A 17489-nucleotide genomic window follows, 5' to 3' on the forward strand; every position below is an offset into this window, starting at 1 on the left:
CCTACTGTTCGGGGGAATAAACGGACTGCAGCACGATCTGGGTGCGCGGGCTATAGCCGAAACCGCGTGTCGTGATGCGGTAGGCATCGACTTCCTGGCCACCGCTGGCGCGGCGGCGGAAGTACTCGACCAGGTACTCGGGCTGAATGCGCACCCCGCGGATGGGTGGGGCACCGGTGTAGGTGCCGAGTGGCACACCGCCGGTGAAGTTGCAGTTGGACGTGCCGACCGGCGTGCGCGAGGGCTTGCTGTCGAAAATGTTGTTCCAGAGCCCTCCCCGGTTCTGCGGCCACCAGGGTTCGCTTTTGGTGGTGGTGGGTGTTTCGGTCCAGGCGGACTCTGCATAGCTCTTTTCCGTTGCAACGCACAGGCCATTGCTGCACGTTGGCGTGAAGTCCGAGGGCATCGGCATGGCCTGCGGCCGGGTGCAGGAGATGGCGGCCGGGTTGATCGCCGCCGCGCCATAGAGATCGCGCTCGGCATCACGCATGGCGGATTCCGCCGCCTCGCGGGCCACCGCCATGTCGAGCTGGTTGCGGCCGGTGCCTTCGCTCACCAGCGCCTTGCGCGCGGCGACCACGGCGATACCAGTCAGCGCGACCAGGAAAAGCAGCACCACCACGAGCGCGACGCCGCGTTGCTGCTGCCGGGGCCGGACGAGAAGGCGTGCCATCAGTAGATCTGGTTCATGCGGTTGCGCAGCGCGATGACCTGCACGGTGCGGGTGCGGATGGAGCGATCGCTGGCGTCGTAAGACCTCGTTGCGTCGTTGCAATCGAGGTAGGTGCGGGCGGCGCCGCTCTTGTCGGTCAGGCGCGCGGCATTGCCGAGCGTGCTGGTCATCACGCAGACACGCACCGCCACCACCCGGTTCCAGCCGGCGTAGCTCACGCCATCGAGCACCACGGCCGACAAGTTGCCAGCCGCCGTGGCATTGACGAAGCGGGTCGGAGCCGGCTGCAGAGAGCCGCTGGTGTTGGTGGCGTCGAGATCGAAATAACCGTAGGTGACTTGCAGATCTTCGACGCCGAGCAGGAGCGGCTGATAGACGCCGTCGGCCGTGCCGTTGCCGCTGCAGGCGAGGCTCATGGTGGAGACGGACTGGCGGTCGACTTCGGTAGTGGTCGAAATCAAGCCGTAGCGGTTGGAGACAAAGACCGGGCGCGACGGGGCAAGAGTGTCGTCGGACTCCACCGGATCGATAGCACCGGTCAGCGTATTGGTGACGGTACCCCTGTTGAGCCTGCGCTTGGCGTTGAGGCTGTCGCTGCCGGCATCGACGCCGTTGCAGTCGAAACGGTTGCCGACGCTCCGCGCCATGGTGGCAGCGTCGTTGCTGAAATAGTTGATGACCAGCGAATCCGGAGGCGATTGATAAGGAGACAGGGCTGTGGTGGCCACACAGGCCCCAGTGGTGGGGTTGTATTGCCCACCATCGCAGCCGAACACGCCGACCTGGTAAGACGCGCGGGTCGTGTCCTGGATCCAGTCCGCCGGCGGGAAGACCTGCAGCAGCGCGGCAGTGACGCCGTTGCTGCCACTGTTCTGTGAGTAGACGGTGGTCGCGGACGGCATCACCACCGGATAGCTCCACGCCTGGGAGACATCGCGGCCGATCAATTCCAGCGCGAAGTTGCCGGTTTCGATCGTCTCGCTGACCCGCGACTGCGCGCTGTCGACTTCGCGGGTATTGAGATACACCACGCTGGCGGCGGTGACGATGATCAGCATCAGCGCCACGCCGATGAGCAGTTCGATCAGGCTCAGGCCGTGCTGGCGCCGACGGGCAATGGCGCGGCTCATGGGATGAAGGTGAAGTTGGTGCAGCGCACGCCAGCCGGCGCGGCGGCGGCCTGCGGGCAGCAGTTCTGCTGGCCCATGCGGTTGGCGTTGGCCACCTCGGCCGAGGTGCTGCAGACCGGGGCCGTCGCCAGCGCGGCGTTGGCGTCGCCGACGATGGTCTGGTCCTTGTCCATCCACATCAGCGTGACCTGGAAGCCGGTGGCGCGGTTGCCGGTGAGCAGGGCCGAGCCGGTCGGCATGGCCGCGCGTACTCGCTGCCGCCAGATGGCTAGGTCGTAGGCCGCGCGCTCGGAGGGGCTGCAGGTGACGCTGCCGGTTTCGCAATCCCGGGTGGGCGCGGTCGGATCGCTCGCCGACTGCGTCGACCAGTTGCTGGTGAGGGTGTAGGCGGACGTGCTGGCGATGCCGGTAATGACGTTGTCGCCCGCCTGCGTGGGGTTGAGGCGCACGCGGTCGGCGATGTCCTGCAGCAGCGGGCCCATCTTGGCGCGCACCCGGCTTCCGGTCTGGTACTTGCCGACCACCGCCTGCAATCCGGCGATGCCCAGCATGCCGACCGACATGACCAGCATGGCGATCAGCACCTCGATGAGGGTCATGCCCCGTTGACGGCGTTTCATGGTGGTCATCAGCACGTCTGGCCGCGCGAGATGGTGCGGGTGCGGCCGAGCCGGTCCACGCAGATGTTCTGGCCGTATTGCTGGCTCGTCGCGCTTCCGGTGGTCTGCGCGTAGAGGCTGAAGCTGGCAGGGGCGGAGTTGGCCAGAGTGAGGTTGTCCGGCCGACCGGTCGGGCCGAACACCAGCATGCGTGCCGGGTTGCTGCCGGTGGCGTCGAGGTGGAAATCGCCGGGCGCCGAGGCCTGCACCACCAGGTAGTCTTCCGGCCGCACCGGGCGGGCCGAGGCGTCGGCCGACGGCTTGCCGCCACAGCCGTCCTGGAAATAGACGATCCAGCCCGCGGGCGCCTTGGCATGCCAGTCGACACCTCCGCCCAAGGCGCAAGTGGGGCCTCCGGTCAAATTGCTGCTGGCGTCCGAGGTGATGGCGACGCTGGTATCGGCGCTAATGCACATCACCGTGCACGAATTGCGGTTGACCGCTTCGGTGCGGGCACGCAGCAGGCTGCTGGTGAACTGGTTCGAAATGCCGTTCATGCGCACCTTGGCGATCAGCGACTGCACCGCCGGCGCCGCCAGCGTGCCCAGCACCGCCACGATGGCCACCGTCACCATCAGTTCGATCAGGGTGAAGCCCCACTGCGGGGCGGCGGATCTGGCGCGTCCGGGCTTGTCAGGCATATCGAGGTGAAATCAACCGCTGGAGACCACTGGAAACTGAAAATTGGCGGCCGAAAACCAGGCCGATATGCAGAAGCCGTGGACCTTTCCGTCACGTCGAGGCGGTCTGCGCAATTGGCAATTAGAACAGAGCGCAGATACAAATCTTACGTTGTGTGATGCGGTGGCGCCACAGCACCGAAGTGGTTACAAACCAGCCGCCCTGCCCTGCAGCCACGCGCGCTCGGCCCGCTCTGCGCGGCGCCACGCAGTACCGGCGCGGCTTACCTGACTTGTAACCGTGAGGTCGAACGCACCTGCGACCAAATCGGCTCTATCGGCGCGAATCGGCCGATAAATAAATATGCGGCGGATGAATGCAGAACGCCGCCGGAATTACTTCCGGCGGCGTTCATCGGCGGGCGGGGAACCAGCGCTTGGTGGGCAGTGCTGCCCGCTCAATGCGCGCCGGCTGCGGCATCGGCAGACCCGCCGTCGCTCTTCTTGGGCGCATGCGCGATCCAGATCAGCGGAATCAGCAGCAGGAACATCGCAGCCGAGGCATAGAAGATGTCGTTGGCCGCCAGCATGAAGGCCTGCTGGTCGACCAGGCGGTTCACTTGCGCCAGCGCCTGCTGGCTGTCCATGCCGCTGGCGGCCAGTCCGTTGAGGATGCCGACCGCGGTGCCATTGCCCTGGTTGATGGACTCCGAGAGCTGGGCGTGGTGCAGGATGGCGCGGTTCTCCCAGACCGTCGTCGCGACCGAGGTCCCGATCGCCCCCGCGGTGATGCGGATGAAGTTCGACAGGCCCGACGCGGCCGGAATGCGTTCCGGTGTGATCTCCGACAGCGTGATGGTCACCAGCGGAATGAAGAAGAACGCCATGGCGATCCCCTGCACGACGGTCGGCACCATGATGGTGGCGAAGCTCGCCTGGGTGTTGAAGTTGGAGCGCATCCACAGCACCAGTGCAAACACCAGGAAAGCGACGGTCGCGAACTGGCGCGGGTCGTACTTGCTGACGTTCTTGCCCACCCAGGGCGACAGCACGATGGCCAGCAGCCCCACCGGTGCCATCACCATGCCGGCGTCGGTGGCGGTGTAGCCCATGTACTGCTGCAGCCACAGCGGCAGCAGCACCACGTTGCCGAAGAACAGGCCGTAGCCCACCGACATGGCGACCGCGCCTGCCCAGAAATTGCGGTTGCGGAACAAGGAGAGGTCGACCACCGGATGCTTGTCCGTCAGCTCCCACGCGATGAAGGCCAGGAAGCCGATTACCGCCACCACGGCCAGGGCCTGCACCATGCCGGAATGGAACCAGTCGTGCTCCTTGCCGACGTCCAGCATCACCTGCATCGACGCCACCCAGATGACCAGCAAGGCCAGACCGACCGAGTCGATCGGCAGGCGCTTGGTGGGGCTTTCGCGGTTGCGGAAGATGCCGTAGACCACCGACACGGCGAAGAAGCCGACGGGGATGTTGATGTAGAAGATCCACGGCCAGGAGATGTTGTCGGTGATCCAGCCGCCGAGCAGCGGCCCCATCACCGGCGCGACCAGCGTGGTCATGGCCCACATCGCCATGGCGAGCCCGGCCAGCGCCTTCGGATAGCTCGACAGCAGCAGCGCCTGCGACAGCGGAATCATCGGCCCGGCGACAAAGCCCTGGAGCGCGCGGGCGGCGATCAGCACCGTCATGTTGGGCGCCAGGCCGCAGAGCCAGGAGGTGATGACGAACAGCATCACGCTCGCCATGAACAGCCGCACCTGGCCGAAGCGCTGCGACAGCCAGCCGGTGAGCGGCACCGCGATGGCGTTGGCCACCGCGAAGCTGGTGATGACCCAGGTGCCCTGGTTGGAACTCACGCCCAGGTCGCCGGCGATCGAGGGCAGCGACACGTTGGCGATGGACGTGTCGAGCACGTTCATGAAGGTCGCGGCGGACAGGGCGATGGTGCCCCAGACACGTGCGGTGCCTTCCAGCGGAGGGTGCGGCATGGCCGAACCGGAGGGGGAAGCCATGACGGGCTGCCTTTACGGAAATGCCGAGGCGCTCAGTGCGCCACGGCCGAGCCGGCCTGGGCCAGCTTCTGCGGCGCGGCCTTGGCGGCAGCGGCCAACTTGCCCGATCCACCTCCGTTGGCCGCGATCACGCGCGCCACTTCGGCGTCGGCGCCCTCGTCGAGCGAATGGAAGACCGAAGTCTGGGTCACGGCGGCCTCGCGCGGCACCTCGGCCAGCATGCGGCCGCTCTTGTCGACGATGTCGACCTCCACGTCCATCGACAGGCCGACCCGCAACGGGTTCTCGCTGAGTTCCTTGGGATCGAGCGCGATGCGCACCGGCACGCGTTGCACCACCTTGATCCAGTTGCCGGTGGCGTTCTGCGCCGGCAGCAGGGCGAAGGCCGCGCCGGTGCCCACACCCAGGCCCGCCACCTTGCCGTGGTAGTCCACCTTCTTGCCGTAGAGGTCGGCAGTGAGCGTGACCGGCTGGCCGATGCGGATGTTGCGCAGCTGGACTTCCTTGAAATTGGCGTCGACCCAAAGCTGGTTGAGCGGAATCACCGACATCATCGGCGTGCCCGCGGTGACCCGCTGGCCGAGCTGTACCGTGCGCTTGGCGATGTAGCCATCGACCGGCGCGGGCAAGGCGGCGCGCTGCGTGGCGAGATAGGCCTCGCGCACCTTGGCGGCAGCGGCCAGTACCGTCGGATGCTGGTCGACGCTAGTGCCTTCGGTCAGCGACTGGTTGCTGACCAGCTGCTCCTTGGCGGCGGTGACGCTGGCCTGGGCCGCGGCCAGCGCGGTCTTGGCGGTGTCGAGCACGGCGCGGGAATGGTCGAGCTCTTCCTTGGAGACGGCGCCGTTGCCGTTGAGCGAGAGGCGGCGGTTCAGGTCGTCGTTGGCCCGGGCGATGTCGTTGCGGGCCTTGGCCACGTCGGCCTGGCGCAGCGCGATCTGCGCGGTGTACTGGCCGTTGTTGGCGTAGAGCGTGCGCACCTGGCGCACCGCCTGGCCGAGGTTGGCTTCGGCTTGTTCGAAGGCCACTCGAACATCGGCCGGGTCGAGCTTGACCAGCGGCTGGCCGGCTTTCACGAAGTCGGTGTCATCGGCCATGATGGCCATGACCGTTCCGCTGATCTGCGGGGTGATCTGGATCACGTTGCCCTGCACATAGGCGTTGTCGGTGTCTTCGTAGTGGCTGGCCACCAGCCATTCGTAGGCGCCCCAACCAAGGCCGGCGAGCACGACGACGGCGGCCAGCGCGGTCAGGGCCCGGCGGCGCTTGGGGTTGGTGGCTTCGGCGGCGGGGGCGGTGGCCGGAGAGGTTTGCGGTGCGTTCATGGAGGGCTCCAGCGGACGAGGCGAAATTCGGGGTGATTCGAGTGATGACGTTGCGTGGGCCGGCGCTCAGCGCTGCACGGCCGTCGCGACCGAGGCGACGGTGGTCTCGGGGGTGTAGCCACCGCCGAGTGCGCGGATCAGGCTGACCTGCGTGTCGAGCCGGCGGGCGGCGAGATCGACCGCCAGGCGGCGCTGAGACAGCACCGCGTTCTCGGAAGTCAGCACGTTGAGATAGGTGCCTAGCCCGGCGCGATAGCGTTGGCGGGCGATGTCGTAGGCGGCTTCGGCGGCGGCCTGGGCGTCTTTCTGCTGGGTTTGCTGCAGCTCGATCGAGCGAGCCGATGCGGCCTGGTCGGCGGCTTCGTGCACGGCGTCGATCACCGCGCCGTTGTAGCTCTCCACCGCCGCGTCGTAGTCGGCGGTGCGGCCGCGCAGGTTGGCGCGCAGCCGGCCCGAATCGAAGATCGGCAGGCGGATCGCCGGGCCCACTCCCCATTCGCGGCTCGAACCCTGCACCAGGTTGTCGAAGCCCAGGCTGTTGAGGCCGACGAAGGCTGTCAGGTTGACGTTGGGATAGAACTCGGTCTTGGCGACGTCGATCGTCTTGGCGGCGGCTTCGACACGCCAGCGGGCGGCGGCGACGTCGGCCCGGCGGCCCAGCAGGTCGGCCGGCAGCGTCGATGGCAGGTCGATGTCGCGATAGCTGGCCAGGGGCGTCGCCTCCAGGTCCTGCATGCCGCGCGGCTGGCCGACCAGGGCGCCGATGGCGTTGCGGGCGATCGCGATCTGCTCGTGCAGCGCTTCGATCTGCTGGCGGGCTTCGGGAATGCCGGCCTGGCTCTGGCGTTCTTCCAGACGAGTATCGAGGCCTGCGGTGACGCGGTCACGTACCAGGCCCAGGGTTTCCTGACGCTGTGCGAGCGTGCGTTCGGCCACTTCGAGCTGGGCCTGAAGGCGCGCCAGCTGGAAGTAGTTGCGAGCCACGTTGCAGGCCAGCAGCAGCCGGGCGGCCTGCGCGTCGGCCTTGGCGGCGTTGGCGGTGCCGAGCGCCGACTCGAGCGCCGCGCGGTTCTTGCCGAAGAAGTCGAATTCGTAGCTGCCGGCCAGGCGTGCGGTGCCGATGTTGAAGGTGCCGCCGCCCAGTGGCGCGGGATAAATGCCGTTGGAGCTGAAATGCTGGCGGGTGGCATCCAGGCTGCCGTTGAGCTGCGGACCGTCGGCGGCGCGGGTGGTGTCGGCCGCGGCCTGCGCACGCTGCAGGCGGGCCTCGGCCGATTTCAGGCTGGGACTGTCGGCGATGGCCTGGCTGACCAGGTCGTCGAGCCGTTCGTCGCCGAAACCGCGCCACCAGTCCGACGCCATCGCGGCATCGGCGAACAGGTCGGGCGTGCCGGTAGCCGCCGATGGCAGGCCGAGCGATGCGCCGTCGCGCAATTGCGCCTGTGGCGCGATGCCGGCCATGTTGGCGCAGGCCGTGAGCCCCAGCGCCAGCACCAGCGTGCCCAGATAGAGCGCAGCGCCGCGGCCACCACCGGTACGGTTGGACGAGGTGTTGTTGTCATTCATTTTTTAGCCCCCTCAGGAATGGAAACGGATGGCGATGAACGCGAGGCGCCGGCCTCGCCGTCACCGCCGAATGGAAGCACGTTGACCAGCAGCCGCTGGAGGTAGCTCTTGAGCTGATCGAACTCTTCCTGATCGAAACCGGTCGCGGCGATCGCCTGGACTTCGGCTACCAGGTCCGGAATCTGCCGGGCGGCCTCGCGGCCCTCGTCAGTGAGCTCCAGATTGACCACCCGCCGGTCTTCGACCGAACGAATGCGACGGCAGAGGTTCTTGGCCTCCAGCCGGTCGAGCAGGCGGGTCATGGCGCCGGCATCGAGATGGCAACCCCGGGCCAGCGCGGCCACGGTGGAATCGCCGGTGGCGAACAGGCGCAGCAGCGGCTTCCACTGCGCATCGGTCAACCCAAGCGGCTCCATGCGCCGCTCGATTTCGGCGCTCACCAACGTGACGACGCGCCGCATCAGATAACCCACCGAATCATCCAGCGCGCCGACCCTGCAGAAAACGGGAATGTCCGCAGGAGCGGCGGGTGGGGTCTGATCACGTTGATTCATGCCGCGATATTAATTGCCTATGCAAACAATGTCAACGCTTTGATTGTTTTGACACTTATTGCCGCAGCCGTAAAAACGTTTCATCTACGCTACTAAGATGTAACCGCAAGCCGTTATAGTGCAACGGCTAACTGGTACCATCCCACCGCCTAACTCCTCCTCAACGTGCCGAACCTGGAGCCTTCCACCCTCGTCGACCTGCGCGATCTGCGCCTGGATGCGGCGCTCGCGCTTGTCGAGCTGGGCGAAGGAGACATGCAGGCGGTTTCGCAGGAGTCCCCTACCCGCTACCTGCAGGACGTCATCGACGGCCTGTGCTCCCTCTCGCTGCGTGACCCGCTTACCGGGCTCGCCAATCGCCGCCAGTTCCGCGCCGCCGTCGATCGCGAGATCGATCGCGTCGCCCGCTCCGGCGAGTCGGCGCTGCTGCTGATGCTCGACATCGACCGCTTCAAGAGCGTCAACGACTCCTACGGTCACGTCGCCGGCGACCAGGTCCTGCAGGCTGTCGCGCGCACCCTCACCGCCTGCGTTCGGCCCATGGACGTGCTGGCCCGCTATGGTGGCGAAGAGTTCGCCATCGTGCTGCCAGGCTGCCAATCGGCGGCGTTCGGCGAAGTCGTCGCAGAGCGCATCCGCGAGGCGATCGAAAGCGAGCCGATCCAGATCGCGGCCGACATCGAGCTTTCCATCACCGTCAGCATCGGCGGCGCGTTCGCGATGCCCTGGATTCGCTCCACCGCTGCCTTGTGGATCGACCGCGCCGATCACGAGCTCTATCGCGCCAAGTCGCTGGGTCGCAACCGCGTTTGCGTCGAGGAACAACCCGACAGCACGGTGAGTGCAGACGAGAAAAGCCTTTTGTTCGGGATCACCCCTGCCGATACAGAGATGGAGGCACCTGCCTCTCCCGACGATGCGTCCGCCAGCGCGTCTGAAAGCATTAAAGAATGAGCGAAGCGCAGAGCCCTTCCAACACCCGCCCCTCCGGCCCTTCGGCCAAGGTGCTCGCCGTGACCAGCGGCAAGGGTGGCGTGGGCAAGACCTTCGTGTCTGCCAATCTAGCCGCCGCCCTGGCCAAGCGCGGGCATCGCGTGCTCGTGCTCGACGCCGACCTGGGGCTTGCCAACCTCGACGTGGTGCTCAACCTGCATCCCAAGGTCACCCTGCACGATGTCTTTACCGGCAAGGCAACCTTGCAGCAGGCGATCATCGCTGCGCCGGGCGGCTTCTCGGTGCTGCTCGCCGGCTCCGGCATGGTCGAGTACTCGCGGCTGACGCCCGAGGTGCGCAACGAATTCCTGCAGGTGCTGCACGGCATCATGCCGCACTACGACGTGGTGCTGCTCGACACCGGCGCGGGCATCTCCGACGTGGTGCTGTTCGCGGTTTCCCTGGCATCCGAGGTGCTGCTGGTCGCCACGCCCGAACCCACGTCGCTCACCGACGCCTACGCCGCCGTCAAGGTGCTGGCGATGCAGCAGAAGCGCGCGCAGATCCGCATGATCGTGAACCAGACCGCGCGCGCGGGCGATGGCCGCGCCATCACCGGTCAGCTGCAACAGGTCATCGACCGCTTCGTGGTGCCTGGCGCGGGTCGACCGATCCGCCTGCTCCACCTCGGCGACATTCCGGCCGACCCCACCGTGCGAGACGCGGTCATGCGCCGCCAGCTGCTGCTGACGCACATGGCGGGATCGCCGGCAGCGCTGGCCATCGGCCAACTGGCCAACAAGCTCGATGAAGTCGTGCTGCGCCGCAGTACGGTCTGAGGGCGCCGACGGGCCTGGCGCATGGCTTGCGCCGGCATAGCGCCACCCTCCACTCTTTGCAGCACCTGACCCGTCCTGAATAGAGTTGACACCCCCGGACGTTTAAAAATGCCGGTTCAGCCGGCCAGCGACGCCCGGTGCACTGCATCGGGCGTTTGCATTTTCAGCGACGTATGCAGTCGCTCGTGGTTGTAGATCTGCACCGACTGCTCGACCACGCGGCGCGCCTGGCGCAGATCGGCCGGGCGGTTCAGTAAAAACTCCATTTTGAGAATGCCGTTGACGCGCTCGGCCAGAGCATTCTGGTAGCAGTCGTAGCCATCGGTCATCGAGCAGGTGACGCCATGGCGTCGGTGCAGCTCCTGGTAATAGGTCGAGCAGTACTGGATGCCTCGATCACTGTGGTGGACCAGGGCCTGTCGTGTCTGGCGCGACCGCAAGGCGATCTTCATCGCCTGGGCCACCTCCTCTGTCTGCAGGCTTGCATGCACGTGCCAGCCGACGATCTTGCGGGAGTACATGTCGGTGATCAGGCTCAGGTAGACGAACTTGCCAGCGGTCGGTAAATAGGTGATGTCGGCCACCCATACCTGCTCGCTGCCGGTGGCATGGATTTGCTGCGGCCCCGCCTTGAGCAGGTTCGGATGCCGCCGGAAGCGATGATGGCTGTCGGTGGTCTTGTGGTACGCCCGCCTGGGCGTCACAAGCAAGCCAGCATTACGCAGCACATCGAAGAGCGCGTCACGGCCCAGGCGGATGCCCTGGTCCTGCAGCGGCTGGCGCAACATGCAGTGGAGCTTGCGCGTGCCTACGCGTGGCTGGCGCATGCGCTGGTCGCGCACGAGTTGCACGACAACGTGTGCCTGCTCGGTACGCCGCGCCTGGCGGCTGCTGGCTTGGTAGAAGGCCTGTCGGCTCATGCCCATGTGTTGGCAAGCCCTGCTCACGCTCAGTCCTTGGACGAGCTTTTGCGCGAGGACTTGCCCAAAGGCTTTTTTACGATGCGCACCCCGTAGTCCTTCTTGAGCACGTCGACCACGGCTTCAAAGAGCTGCGCCTTCTCCTGAGCCAGCCGGAGCTGGACCTGCAAGGCTTTGATCTGCTGCTCGGGTGTGAGCGATGAGGCGGTCTTGTTTAACGGCATGGCTGCCGATGATGCCGCCACGCCCCAACTCTGGCGACCATGCTTGCGCAACCACACCAGCACCGTGCTGCGGCCCTGAATGCCGTACCGCATCTGAGCCTGCTTGTATGTCAACTCGCCTTTTTCTACCTGCGCGACAACTGCCAGCTTAAAAGCCAGCGTGTAGTCACGCTGCGTGCGCTTAATCCCTGATTCCATGACACATGCCCTTTCTGCAAGGTCGAGGTGTCAACGCTGGGCAGGACGGGTCAACCCCCAAAAAAAAGCCGGCTCAGCGCCGGCTTTTGTTCGATCGGGTCACACCGGGCGGCGTGGTCAGATCTTCCATTTCTCGATCAGCTTCTCCGGACCCAGAATGTCGTAGCCCTCGAAAGGCTGGTGAATCCACGGATTGGTCGGCAGGAACTCGACCGAGTAGTCCGGCGTGAAGACCGAGACACCCTTGGTCCAGATCACCGCGCTGCGCAGTTCGCTGATCGGCTTGTAGTGGGTGCGCAAGTTGTCCATGACGGCACTGAGCGTGTGCCCCGAGTCGGCCAGGTCGTCGACCAGCAGCACCTTGCCCGCGATTTCACCGCGCGGTGTAGTGATGAAGCGCGCGATGTCGAGATGGCCCCGCACCGTGCCGCCGTCGGCGCGGTACGAGCTCGTCGACATGATGGCCAGGGGTTTGTCGAAGATGCGCGAAAGGATGTCGCCGGGACGCAGCCCCCCACGCGCCAGGCACAGGATGGTGTCGAACTCCCAGCCCGACTGATGCACCTTGATCGCAAGCTTCTCGATGAGGCTGTGGTACTCGTCGTAACTCACATAGAGGTGTTTGCCGTCTTCGGTCAGCATCGAGAAAGCTCCTGGGGCGAGGTCTGGAGATAGTGCACAGCGAGATTCAGGCCAGGTAGGGGTGCTGCATCAGGATCGTGTGGTCACGGTCCGGGCTGGTGGAAATGAGCGCGATTGGCACGCCGGTCACCTGCTCGATGCGTTGCAGATAAAGGCGTGCGTTCACCGGCAGGTCGTCGTAGTTGGTGACGCCCACGGTGGAGTCGGTCCAGCCGCCGAGCGTTTCGTAGATGGGCTTGCAGCGTTCGATCTCGTCGGCGCCGACCGGCAGGATGTCGGTCACTTCGCCGTCGAGTTCATAGCCGGTGCACAGCATCAGTTCCTCGATGCCATCCAGCACGTCGAGCTTGGTGATGCACAGGCCGGTCAGGCCGTTGACCTGGGCGGAGCGCTTGAGCAGCGCCGCGTCGAACCAGCCGCAACGACGGCTGCGTCCGGTGGTCACGCCCTTTTCGGCGCCGACCGTCGAGAGGTGATAGCCCACGGTGCCGGGGGTTTCCCAGTCGAGTTCGGTCGGGAACGGGCCGCCGCCCACACGCGTGCAGTACGCCTTGGTGATGCCCAGCACGTAGTGCAGCATGCCGGGGCCCACACCGGAGCCGGCGGCCGCATTGCCGGCAACGCAGTTGCTGGAGGTGACGTACGGATAAGTGCCGTGATCCACGTCCAGCAGCGTGCCCTGTGCGCCTTCGAACAGCAGGTTCGCGCCGTCACGATGGGCATCGTTGAGCTCGCGCGAAACATCGGCGATCATGGGCTTGAGCAACTCGGCATGCACCATCGCTTCGTCGTAGACGGTGTCGTAGTCGATGGCTTCGGCGCCCAGCACCTGCGTCAGCACATGGTTGTGCAGATCCAGCAGGATGCGCAGCTTTTCGGCGAAGCGCTGGGGATGGCGCAGGTCCTGCACGCGCAGGGCACGGCGGGCGATCTTGTCCTCGTACGCCGGACCGATACCGCGGCCGGTGGTGCCGATCTTCTCGTTGCCACCGCGCTCGCGGTAGACCTCGCGGGCCACGTCCAGCGCGGCATGGAAAGGCAGGATCAGCGGGCAGGCCTCGCTGATGCGCAGACGCGAACGCACCTCGACGCCAGCCTTCTCCAGGCCGGCGATTTCTTCGAACAGCTTGGCCGCCGACAGCACCACACCGTTGCCGATGTAGCACTTCACGCCCGGACGCATGATGCCGCTCGGGATCAAATGCAGAGCCGTCTTCACACCGTTGATAACGAGCGTATGGCCCGCGTTGTGACCGCCCTGAAACCGGACCACGCCTTGTGCGCTCTCGGTCAGCCAGTCGACCAGCTTGCCCTTGCCTTCGTCACCCCACTGGGTGCCGACCACGACCACATTCCGACCGGCGACCGGCCCATTAATCTTGCTCATTTGGAATCTGAAATTCAGTTCAAAGGGATGACACGGTCCACGATCCGGCGCGCAGCACCAGTTCGCGGTCGCAGCGGAACTCGTCGATCTCGCTCTCGTGGCCCGGCATGACGCAGACCACGGTTTCACCATCGGCACGAAGCTCGCCGATGGTCTTGGCCAGCGCGGCATCGTCGGACCAGGGAGCCCGCACGGCCGCCCGCAGCTCGCGCGGCGGCACCACGCCCACCAGCTCGCGCAAGTCGAGGCTGAAGCCGACCGCGGGACGATTGCGCCCGAACACGGCACCGACTTCGTCGTAACGGCCGCCACGAACGATGGCATCGCTCGCGCCGGACACATACATGGCAAAACGTGCGCCGCTGTAATACGCATAGCCGCGCAGGTCGGCCAGATCGAAACTGGGTTTGGCGCCCGGCACGGCGGCGGCAAGGCGCCGCAGACTGTCGAGCGCGGAGCCGACCTCGGCGAACGAGGCCAGCGCCACCGCCGCCTCGTCGAGGACGGCTGCATCGCCGTACAGCCCGACGAGCGCCGAGAGGCCGTCGCGCACCTTGGCAGGAAATGGGCGCGTGAGCACCGCCAGGCCGCTGGCATCTTTCGCAGCCAGCGCGGCGCGCACGTCGTTCATCAGCCCTTCGGGCGCATCGATGCCGGCGAGCAAGGCACGTGGAATGCGAGCATCGCCCAGGTCGATCTGCACGCCACCGAGCTTGGCGGCGTCGAGGCAATCCAGGGCCAGGCGCAGTACTTCGACATCGGCTTCCACGCCGGCATGGCCATAGATTTCGGCCCCGAACTGCAACGGCTCGCGCGTGGCATGCGGCCTGCCCGGCCGCGTATGCAGCACCGGGCCGCAGTAGCACAGGCGTGTCACGCCCTGGCGGTTGAGCAGATGGGCATCGATGCGGGCGACCTGCTGCGTGGTGTCCGCACGCAGGCCCATCATGCGGCCGGAGAGTTGGTCGACCAGCTTGAAGGTTTGCAGATCGAGTGCTTCACCGGTTCCGGTCAGCAGTGATTCGAGGTGCTCGAGCAGCGGCGGCATCACCAGCTCATAGCCATAGCCCCGAGCCGTGTCCAGCAGATCACGGCGAAGCTCTTCGATGTGGCGGGCCTCGGAAGGCAGCACATCGGCGATGTGATCCGGTAGGACCCAGGCGGACATGAAAAAAGACGGACGCTGTTAAAAACGTGATTCTACCGGCACGCGTTGTAACAGCCGCCGCAAGGCGGCTGAATCAATGCGAACACCAGAGCAGAACGAGGCCACCGGCCATGCTGGCCAGGGCGGTGAGCCGGATGTGCCGGTCGCTCAAACCGGCGAGGCGGGTCATGGCCTCACGCCAACGCAGGGGCGACAGGAAGGGCCAGAGGCCCTCGAATACGAGGAACAATCCGAACGCCTGGAGGAAGAGCAACCAATCCACGCGGACGCTGCGCCTCAGCGCCGCGCGGCCGCTGCGGGCGCCGGTGCCTGCGCACCCGCACCACCTGCGCCGTTGCGGAACACCCGGAAGAACTCGGAAGATGCGGGGTCGACCACCAGCACGTCACCCTTCTTGCCGATGCTGGCCTTGTAGGACTCAAGGCTGCGGTAGAACTGGGCGAACTGCGGATCGCGGCCGAATGCCTCGGCATAGACCCGGGCGGCTTCGGCATCGCCTTCGCCCTTGATCTTCTGCGCGTCACGGTAGGCGTTGGCGATGGCGACCTCGCGCTGGCGATCGGCGTCGGCACGGATCTTTTCACCCTCGGCCGCGCCGGTCGAGCGCAGTTCGTTGGCCACGCGCTTGCGTTCGGCCTCCATGCGGCGATAGACCGACTCGGTGATGGCCTCGACATAGTCGACACGGGTGATGCGCACATCCACCACATCGACGCCCCAGGGCTTGGCACCCTTGACGCGCTCGAGCACTTCGCGCTTGACCGAGGTCATCAGGTCGTCGCGCTTGAGCGAGATCAGGTCTCGCACCGTTCTTCGATTGATTTCTTCCTGGAAAGCGTTGCGCACCACGCGATTCAGCTGGTTGGCACCGGCCGCCTCGTCGAGGCCGACATTACGGATGTACTCGGACGGATTGACGATGCGCCAGCGCACGTACCAGTCGATCACGACGCGCTGCTTCTCGGCCGTCAGCATCGACTCGGTGTCGCTGCTGTCGAGCGTCAACAGGCGGCGATCGATGTACGAGACATTCTGAAAAGGCGGCGGCAGCTTGAAGTGCAGGCCGGGCTCGGCGATCACCTCGCGGATCTGGCCGAGCGCATAGACCACGCCGAACTGGCGCTGGTCGACAACGAACATGGTCGAGCTGGCCAGGACCAGCAGGACGATGATGGAGGTAGCGATAAAACCGATTCTGTTCACGACGGGTCCCGGGACTCTGGTGATGGATTAGCGTGACTCGCGATCGCGAGAGCGCTCGTTGTCACGGGTGCGCATGTCGCCCGAATACACCGGTGGCGGCGAAGCCGAGCCTGCGGAGGACGCATTGCCGCTCATCGTCGCCGCGGCGGCGGCTTCGGCGGCGCTGCCGGTGGCGGCGGCGGCGGCAGGCTGGGCCTGCATCAGCTTGTCGAGCGGCAGATACAGCAGGTTAGAGCCCTGCTTCGAATCGACCACGACCTTGGTGACGTTGGCGTAGATGCTCTGCATCGTGTCCAGATACATGCGGTCCCGGGTGACCTGCGGCGCACGCTGGTACTCGGCCAGCACGGCGCTGAAGCGCTGGGCATCGCCCTGGGCTTGCGCCACGATGCGGGCCTTGTAGCCGTCGGCCTCTTCCTTGAGGCGCGACGCGGTACCGACCGCACGGGGAATCACGTCGTTGGCGTAGGCCTGGGCGTCGTTCTTGGCACGCTCACGTTCCTGGCCCGCCTTCAGCACATCGTCGAACGACGACTGCACCTGCTCGGGTGGGCGCACCCCGCCCTGCTGCAGGTTGATGCCGACGATCTCGATGCCGACCTCGTAACGGTCCAGGATGGCCTGCATCAGCGCACGCACACGGGGCGCGATCTGGTCGCGCTCCTCGGCGAGCGCCGAATCCATCTTCATCTTGCCGACCACTTCACGCACCGAACTCTCGGCCGCCTGGACCACCGCGGTTTGCGGATCCTTGCTTTCGAAGAGGTATTGCCGAGCGTCGTTCAGGCGGTACTGCACCGCGAACTTGATCTCGACGATGTTCTCGTCCTGCGTCAGCATGGCGGATTCGCGCAGGCCGGTGGACCGCACGATGCTGTCACGGCCTACGTCGACCGAGCGGATCTGCGAGGTGAACACCAGTTCGTGGCGCTGGATCGGGTAAGGCAGGCGCCAGTTGAAGCCGGCGCCGACCGTCGACTTGTACTTGCCGAACTGCGTGATGACGCCCTGCTGCCCTTCCTGGACGATGAAGAAGCCGGTTCCCAGCCAGATCAGCAGCAGGGCACCAGCCAGCAGCCCCAGGCCAACACCGGCGTTCTTCATGTCGGGCTGGAAGCCGCCGTTGCCGCCACCGCCGCCCGACGAACCGCCGTTGCGGCCACGGCCTCGCACCAGACCGCCGAGCTTGCGGTTGAAGTCACGCCAGAGTTCTTCGAGGTCTGGTGGACCCTGGTTCGGTCCCTGGCCCCGGGGCCGCTGATTCTGCGGGTCCTGCTGCGGACGCTGTCCGTCCGGACGCGAACCCTCGCCGCCGGCGTCATCACTGCGGCCCCAGCGCGGATCATTCAGGTTGAACATTCCCCTGAGTCGGCCTGGCAGCCCTGCCCATCGCAGGCCTGATGATTGGAGAGTCATGCGCG

General features: G+C 65.9%; 17 protein-coding genes. 2 read left to right on the forward strand and 15 right to left on the reverse strand.

Translation table 11 applies throughout. The features are described from left to right. Nucleotide 1 precedes the first annotated feature (1 nt). The 8 genes from R9X41_RS12915 to R9X41_RS12950 all read right to left on the reverse strand — a co-directional run bounded on the left by R9X41_RS12915 (nucleotide 2) and on the right by R9X41_RS12950 (nucleotide 8554). Nucleotides 2-673 carry a pilus assembly PilX family protein gene (locus tag R9X41_RS12915; protein WP_318630867.1) on the reverse strand — a complete coding sequence of 224 codons (672 nt, stop codon included), beginning with the start codon at nucleotides 671-673 and terminating at the stop codon, nucleotides 2-4. Further along, on the reverse strand, nucleotides 673-1803 hold the full coding sequence (locus R9X41_RS12920) for a PilW family protein (RefSeq protein ID WP_318630868.1): 1131 nt from the start codon (nucleotides 1801-1803) through the stop codon (nucleotides 673-675). The genes R9X41_RS12915 and R9X41_RS12920 overlap by 1 nt, the downstream gene beginning before the upstream one ends. After that, entirely contained in the window at nucleotides 1800-2423 is a 624-nt protein-coding gene (gene pilV, locus R9X41_RS12925) for a type IV pilus modification protein PilV (protein ID WP_318630869.1), read from the reverse strand. Before pilV ends, R9X41_RS12920 begins: the two co-directional genes overlap by 4 nt. A gap of 8 nt (nucleotides 2424-2431) precedes the next feature. Continuing rightward, a complete protein-coding gene (locus R9X41_RS12930) occupies nucleotides 2432-3103 on the reverse strand; it encodes a GspH/FimT family pseudopilin (RefSeq protein ID WP_318630870.1) in 672 nt (223 codons plus the stop codon). 437 nt (nucleotides 3104-3540) lie between these two features. Then, complete coding sequence (locus R9X41_RS12935) at nucleotides 3541-5109, reverse strand: DHA2 family efflux MFS transporter permease subunit (RefSeq protein ID WP_318630871.1); 1569 nt, start codon at nucleotides 5107-5109, stop codon at nucleotides 3541-3543. A 32-nt stretch (nucleotides 5110-5141) separates the two neighbouring features. Then, entirely contained in the window at nucleotides 5142-6434 is a 1293-nt protein-coding gene (locus tag R9X41_RS12940; RefSeq protein WP_318630872.1) for an HlyD family secretion protein, read from the reverse strand. 66 nt (nucleotides 6435-6500) lie between these two features. After that, nucleotides 6501-8000 carry an efflux transporter outer membrane subunit gene (locus R9X41_RS12945; protein WP_318630873.1) on the reverse strand — a complete coding sequence of 500 codons (1500 nt, stop codon included), beginning with the start codon at nucleotides 7998-8000 and terminating at the stop codon, nucleotides 6501-6503. Further along, on the reverse strand, nucleotides 7997-8554 hold the full coding sequence (locus R9X41_RS12950; RefSeq protein ID WP_318630874.1) for a MarR family winged helix-turn-helix transcriptional regulator: 558 nt from the start codon (nucleotides 8552-8554) through the stop codon (nucleotides 7997-7999). Before R9X41_RS12950 ends, R9X41_RS12945 begins: the two co-directional genes overlap by 4 nt. Before the next feature lie 165 nt (nucleotides 8555-8719). Here R9X41_RS12950 and R9X41_RS12955 point away from each other — a divergent pair, with 165 nt between their 5' ends. Beyond that, nucleotides 8720-9508 carry a GGDEF domain-containing protein gene (locus tag R9X41_RS12955; protein ID WP_318630875.1) on the forward strand — a complete coding sequence of 263 codons (789 nt, stop codon included), beginning with the start codon at nucleotides 8720-8722 and terminating at the stop codon, nucleotides 9506-9508. Further along, a complete protein-coding gene (locus R9X41_RS12960) occupies nucleotides 9505-10326 on the forward strand; it encodes a MinD/ParA family protein (protein ID WP_318630876.1) in 822 nt (273 codons plus the stop codon). The genes R9X41_RS12955 and R9X41_RS12960 overlap by 4 nt, the downstream gene beginning before the upstream one ends. Nucleotides 10327-10442: 116 nt before the next feature. Here R9X41_RS12960 and R9X41_RS12965 read toward each other — a convergent pair. From R9X41_RS12965 to hflK, 7 genes are all read right to left on the reverse strand, one after another. Next, nucleotides 10443-11668, reverse strand: a protein-coding gene (locus tag R9X41_RS12965) for an IS3 family transposase (RefSeq protein WP_318630877.1) whose coding sequence is annotated in 2 segments (ribosomal slippage) — nucleotides 10443-11324 and nucleotides 11327-11668 — 1224 coding nt in all. Because the reading frame shifts where the segments join, the coding sequence is not laid out codon by codon here. Between the two features lie 117 nt (nucleotides 11669-11785). Further along, nucleotides 11786-12310 carry a phosphoribosyltransferase gene (locus R9X41_RS12970; protein ID WP_318630878.1) on the reverse strand — a complete coding sequence of 175 codons (525 nt, stop codon included), beginning with the start codon at nucleotides 12308-12310 and terminating at the stop codon, nucleotides 11786-11788. Between the two features lie 46 nt (nucleotides 12311-12356). Continuing rightward, nucleotides 12357-13697, reverse strand: a complete 1341-nt coding sequence (locus R9X41_RS12975; RefSeq protein ID WP_318630879.1) for an adenylosuccinate synthase — start codon at nucleotides 13695-13697, stop codon at nucleotides 12357-12359. 19 nt (nucleotides 13698-13716) lie between these two features. Continuing rightward, nucleotides 13717-14865, reverse strand: coding sequence for an ATP phosphoribosyltransferase regulatory subunit (locus tag R9X41_RS12980; protein WP_318630880.1), 1149 nt, complete (start codon nucleotides 14863-14865; stop codon nucleotides 13717-13719). 73 nt (nucleotides 14866-14938) lie between these two features. Further along, entirely contained in the window at nucleotides 14939-15127 is a 189-nt protein-coding gene (locus R9X41_RS12985; protein ID WP_318630881.1) for a DUF2065 domain-containing protein, read from the reverse strand. 14 nt (nucleotides 15128-15141) lie between these two features. Further along, complete coding sequence (gene hflC, locus R9X41_RS12990) at nucleotides 15142-16068, reverse strand: protease modulator HflC (RefSeq protein ID WP_318630882.1); 927 nt, start codon at nucleotides 16066-16068, stop codon at nucleotides 15142-15144. A 27-nt stretch (nucleotides 16069-16095) separates the two neighbouring features. Beyond that, complete coding sequence (gene hflK / locus R9X41_RS12995; protein WP_318630883.1) at nucleotides 16096-17484, reverse strand: FtsH protease activity modulator HflK; 1389 nt, start codon at nucleotides 17482-17484, stop codon at nucleotides 16096-16098. Nucleotides 17485-17489 lie beyond the last annotated feature (5 nt).

Origin of the sequence: Xylophilus sp. GOD-11R, assembly GCF_033546935.1 — a bacterium.
Taxonomy (GTDB): Bacteria; Pseudomonadota; Gammaproteobacteria; order Burkholderiales; family Burkholderiaceae_C; genus Xylophilus.

Coding starts and splice junctions, on each gene's coding strand:
- R9X41_RS12930 (WP_318630870.1), bottom strand. CDS start 3,103: ATGCCTGACAAGCCCGGACGCGCCAGATCCGCCGCCCCGCAGTGGGGC.
- R9X41_RS12935 (WP_318630871.1), bottom strand. CDS start 5,109: ATGGCTTCCCCCTCCGGTTCGGCCATGCCGCACCCTCCGCTGGAAGGC.
- R9X41_RS12950 (WP_318630874.1), bottom strand. CDS start 8,554: ATGAATCAACGTGATCAGACCCCACCCGCCGCTCCTGCGGACATTCCC.
- R9X41_RS12915 (WP_318630867.1), bottom strand. CDS start 673: ATGGCACGCCTTCTCGTCCGGCCCCGGCAGCAGCAACGCGGCGTCGCG.
- R9X41_RS12940 (WP_318630872.1), bottom strand. CDS start 6,434: ATGAACGCACCGCAAACCTCTCCGGCCACCGCCCCCGCCGCCGAAGCC.
- R9X41_RS12960 (WP_318630876.1), top strand. CDS start 9,505: ATGAGCGAAGCGCAGAGCCCTTCCAACACCCGCCCCTCCGGCCCTTCG.
- R9X41_RS12970 (WP_318630878.1), bottom strand. CDS start 12,310: ATGCTGACCGAAGACGGCAAACACCTCTATGTGAGTTACGACGAGTAC.
- R9X41_RS12980 (WP_318630880.1), bottom strand. CDS start 14,865: ATGTCCGCCTGGGTCCTACCGGATCACATCGCCGATGTGCTGCCTTCC.
- R9X41_RS12975 (WP_318630879.1), bottom strand. CDS start 13,697: ATGAGCAAGATTAATGGGCCGGTCGCCGGTCGGAATGTGGTCGTGGTC.
- R9X41_RS12945 (WP_318630873.1), bottom strand. CDS start 8,000: ATGAATGACAACAACACCTCGTCCAACCGTACCGGTGGTGGCCGCGGC.
- pilV (WP_318630869.1), bottom strand. CDS start 2,423: ATGAAACGCCGTCAACGGGGCATGACCCTCATCGAGGTGCTGATCGCC.
- R9X41_RS12920 (WP_318630868.1), bottom strand. CDS start 1,803: ATGAGCCGCGCCATTGCCCGTCGGCGCCAGCACGGCCTGAGCCTGATC.
- hflK (WP_318630883.1), bottom strand. CDS start 17,484: ATGACTCTCCAATCATCAGGCCTGCGATGGGCAGGGCTGCCAGGCCGA.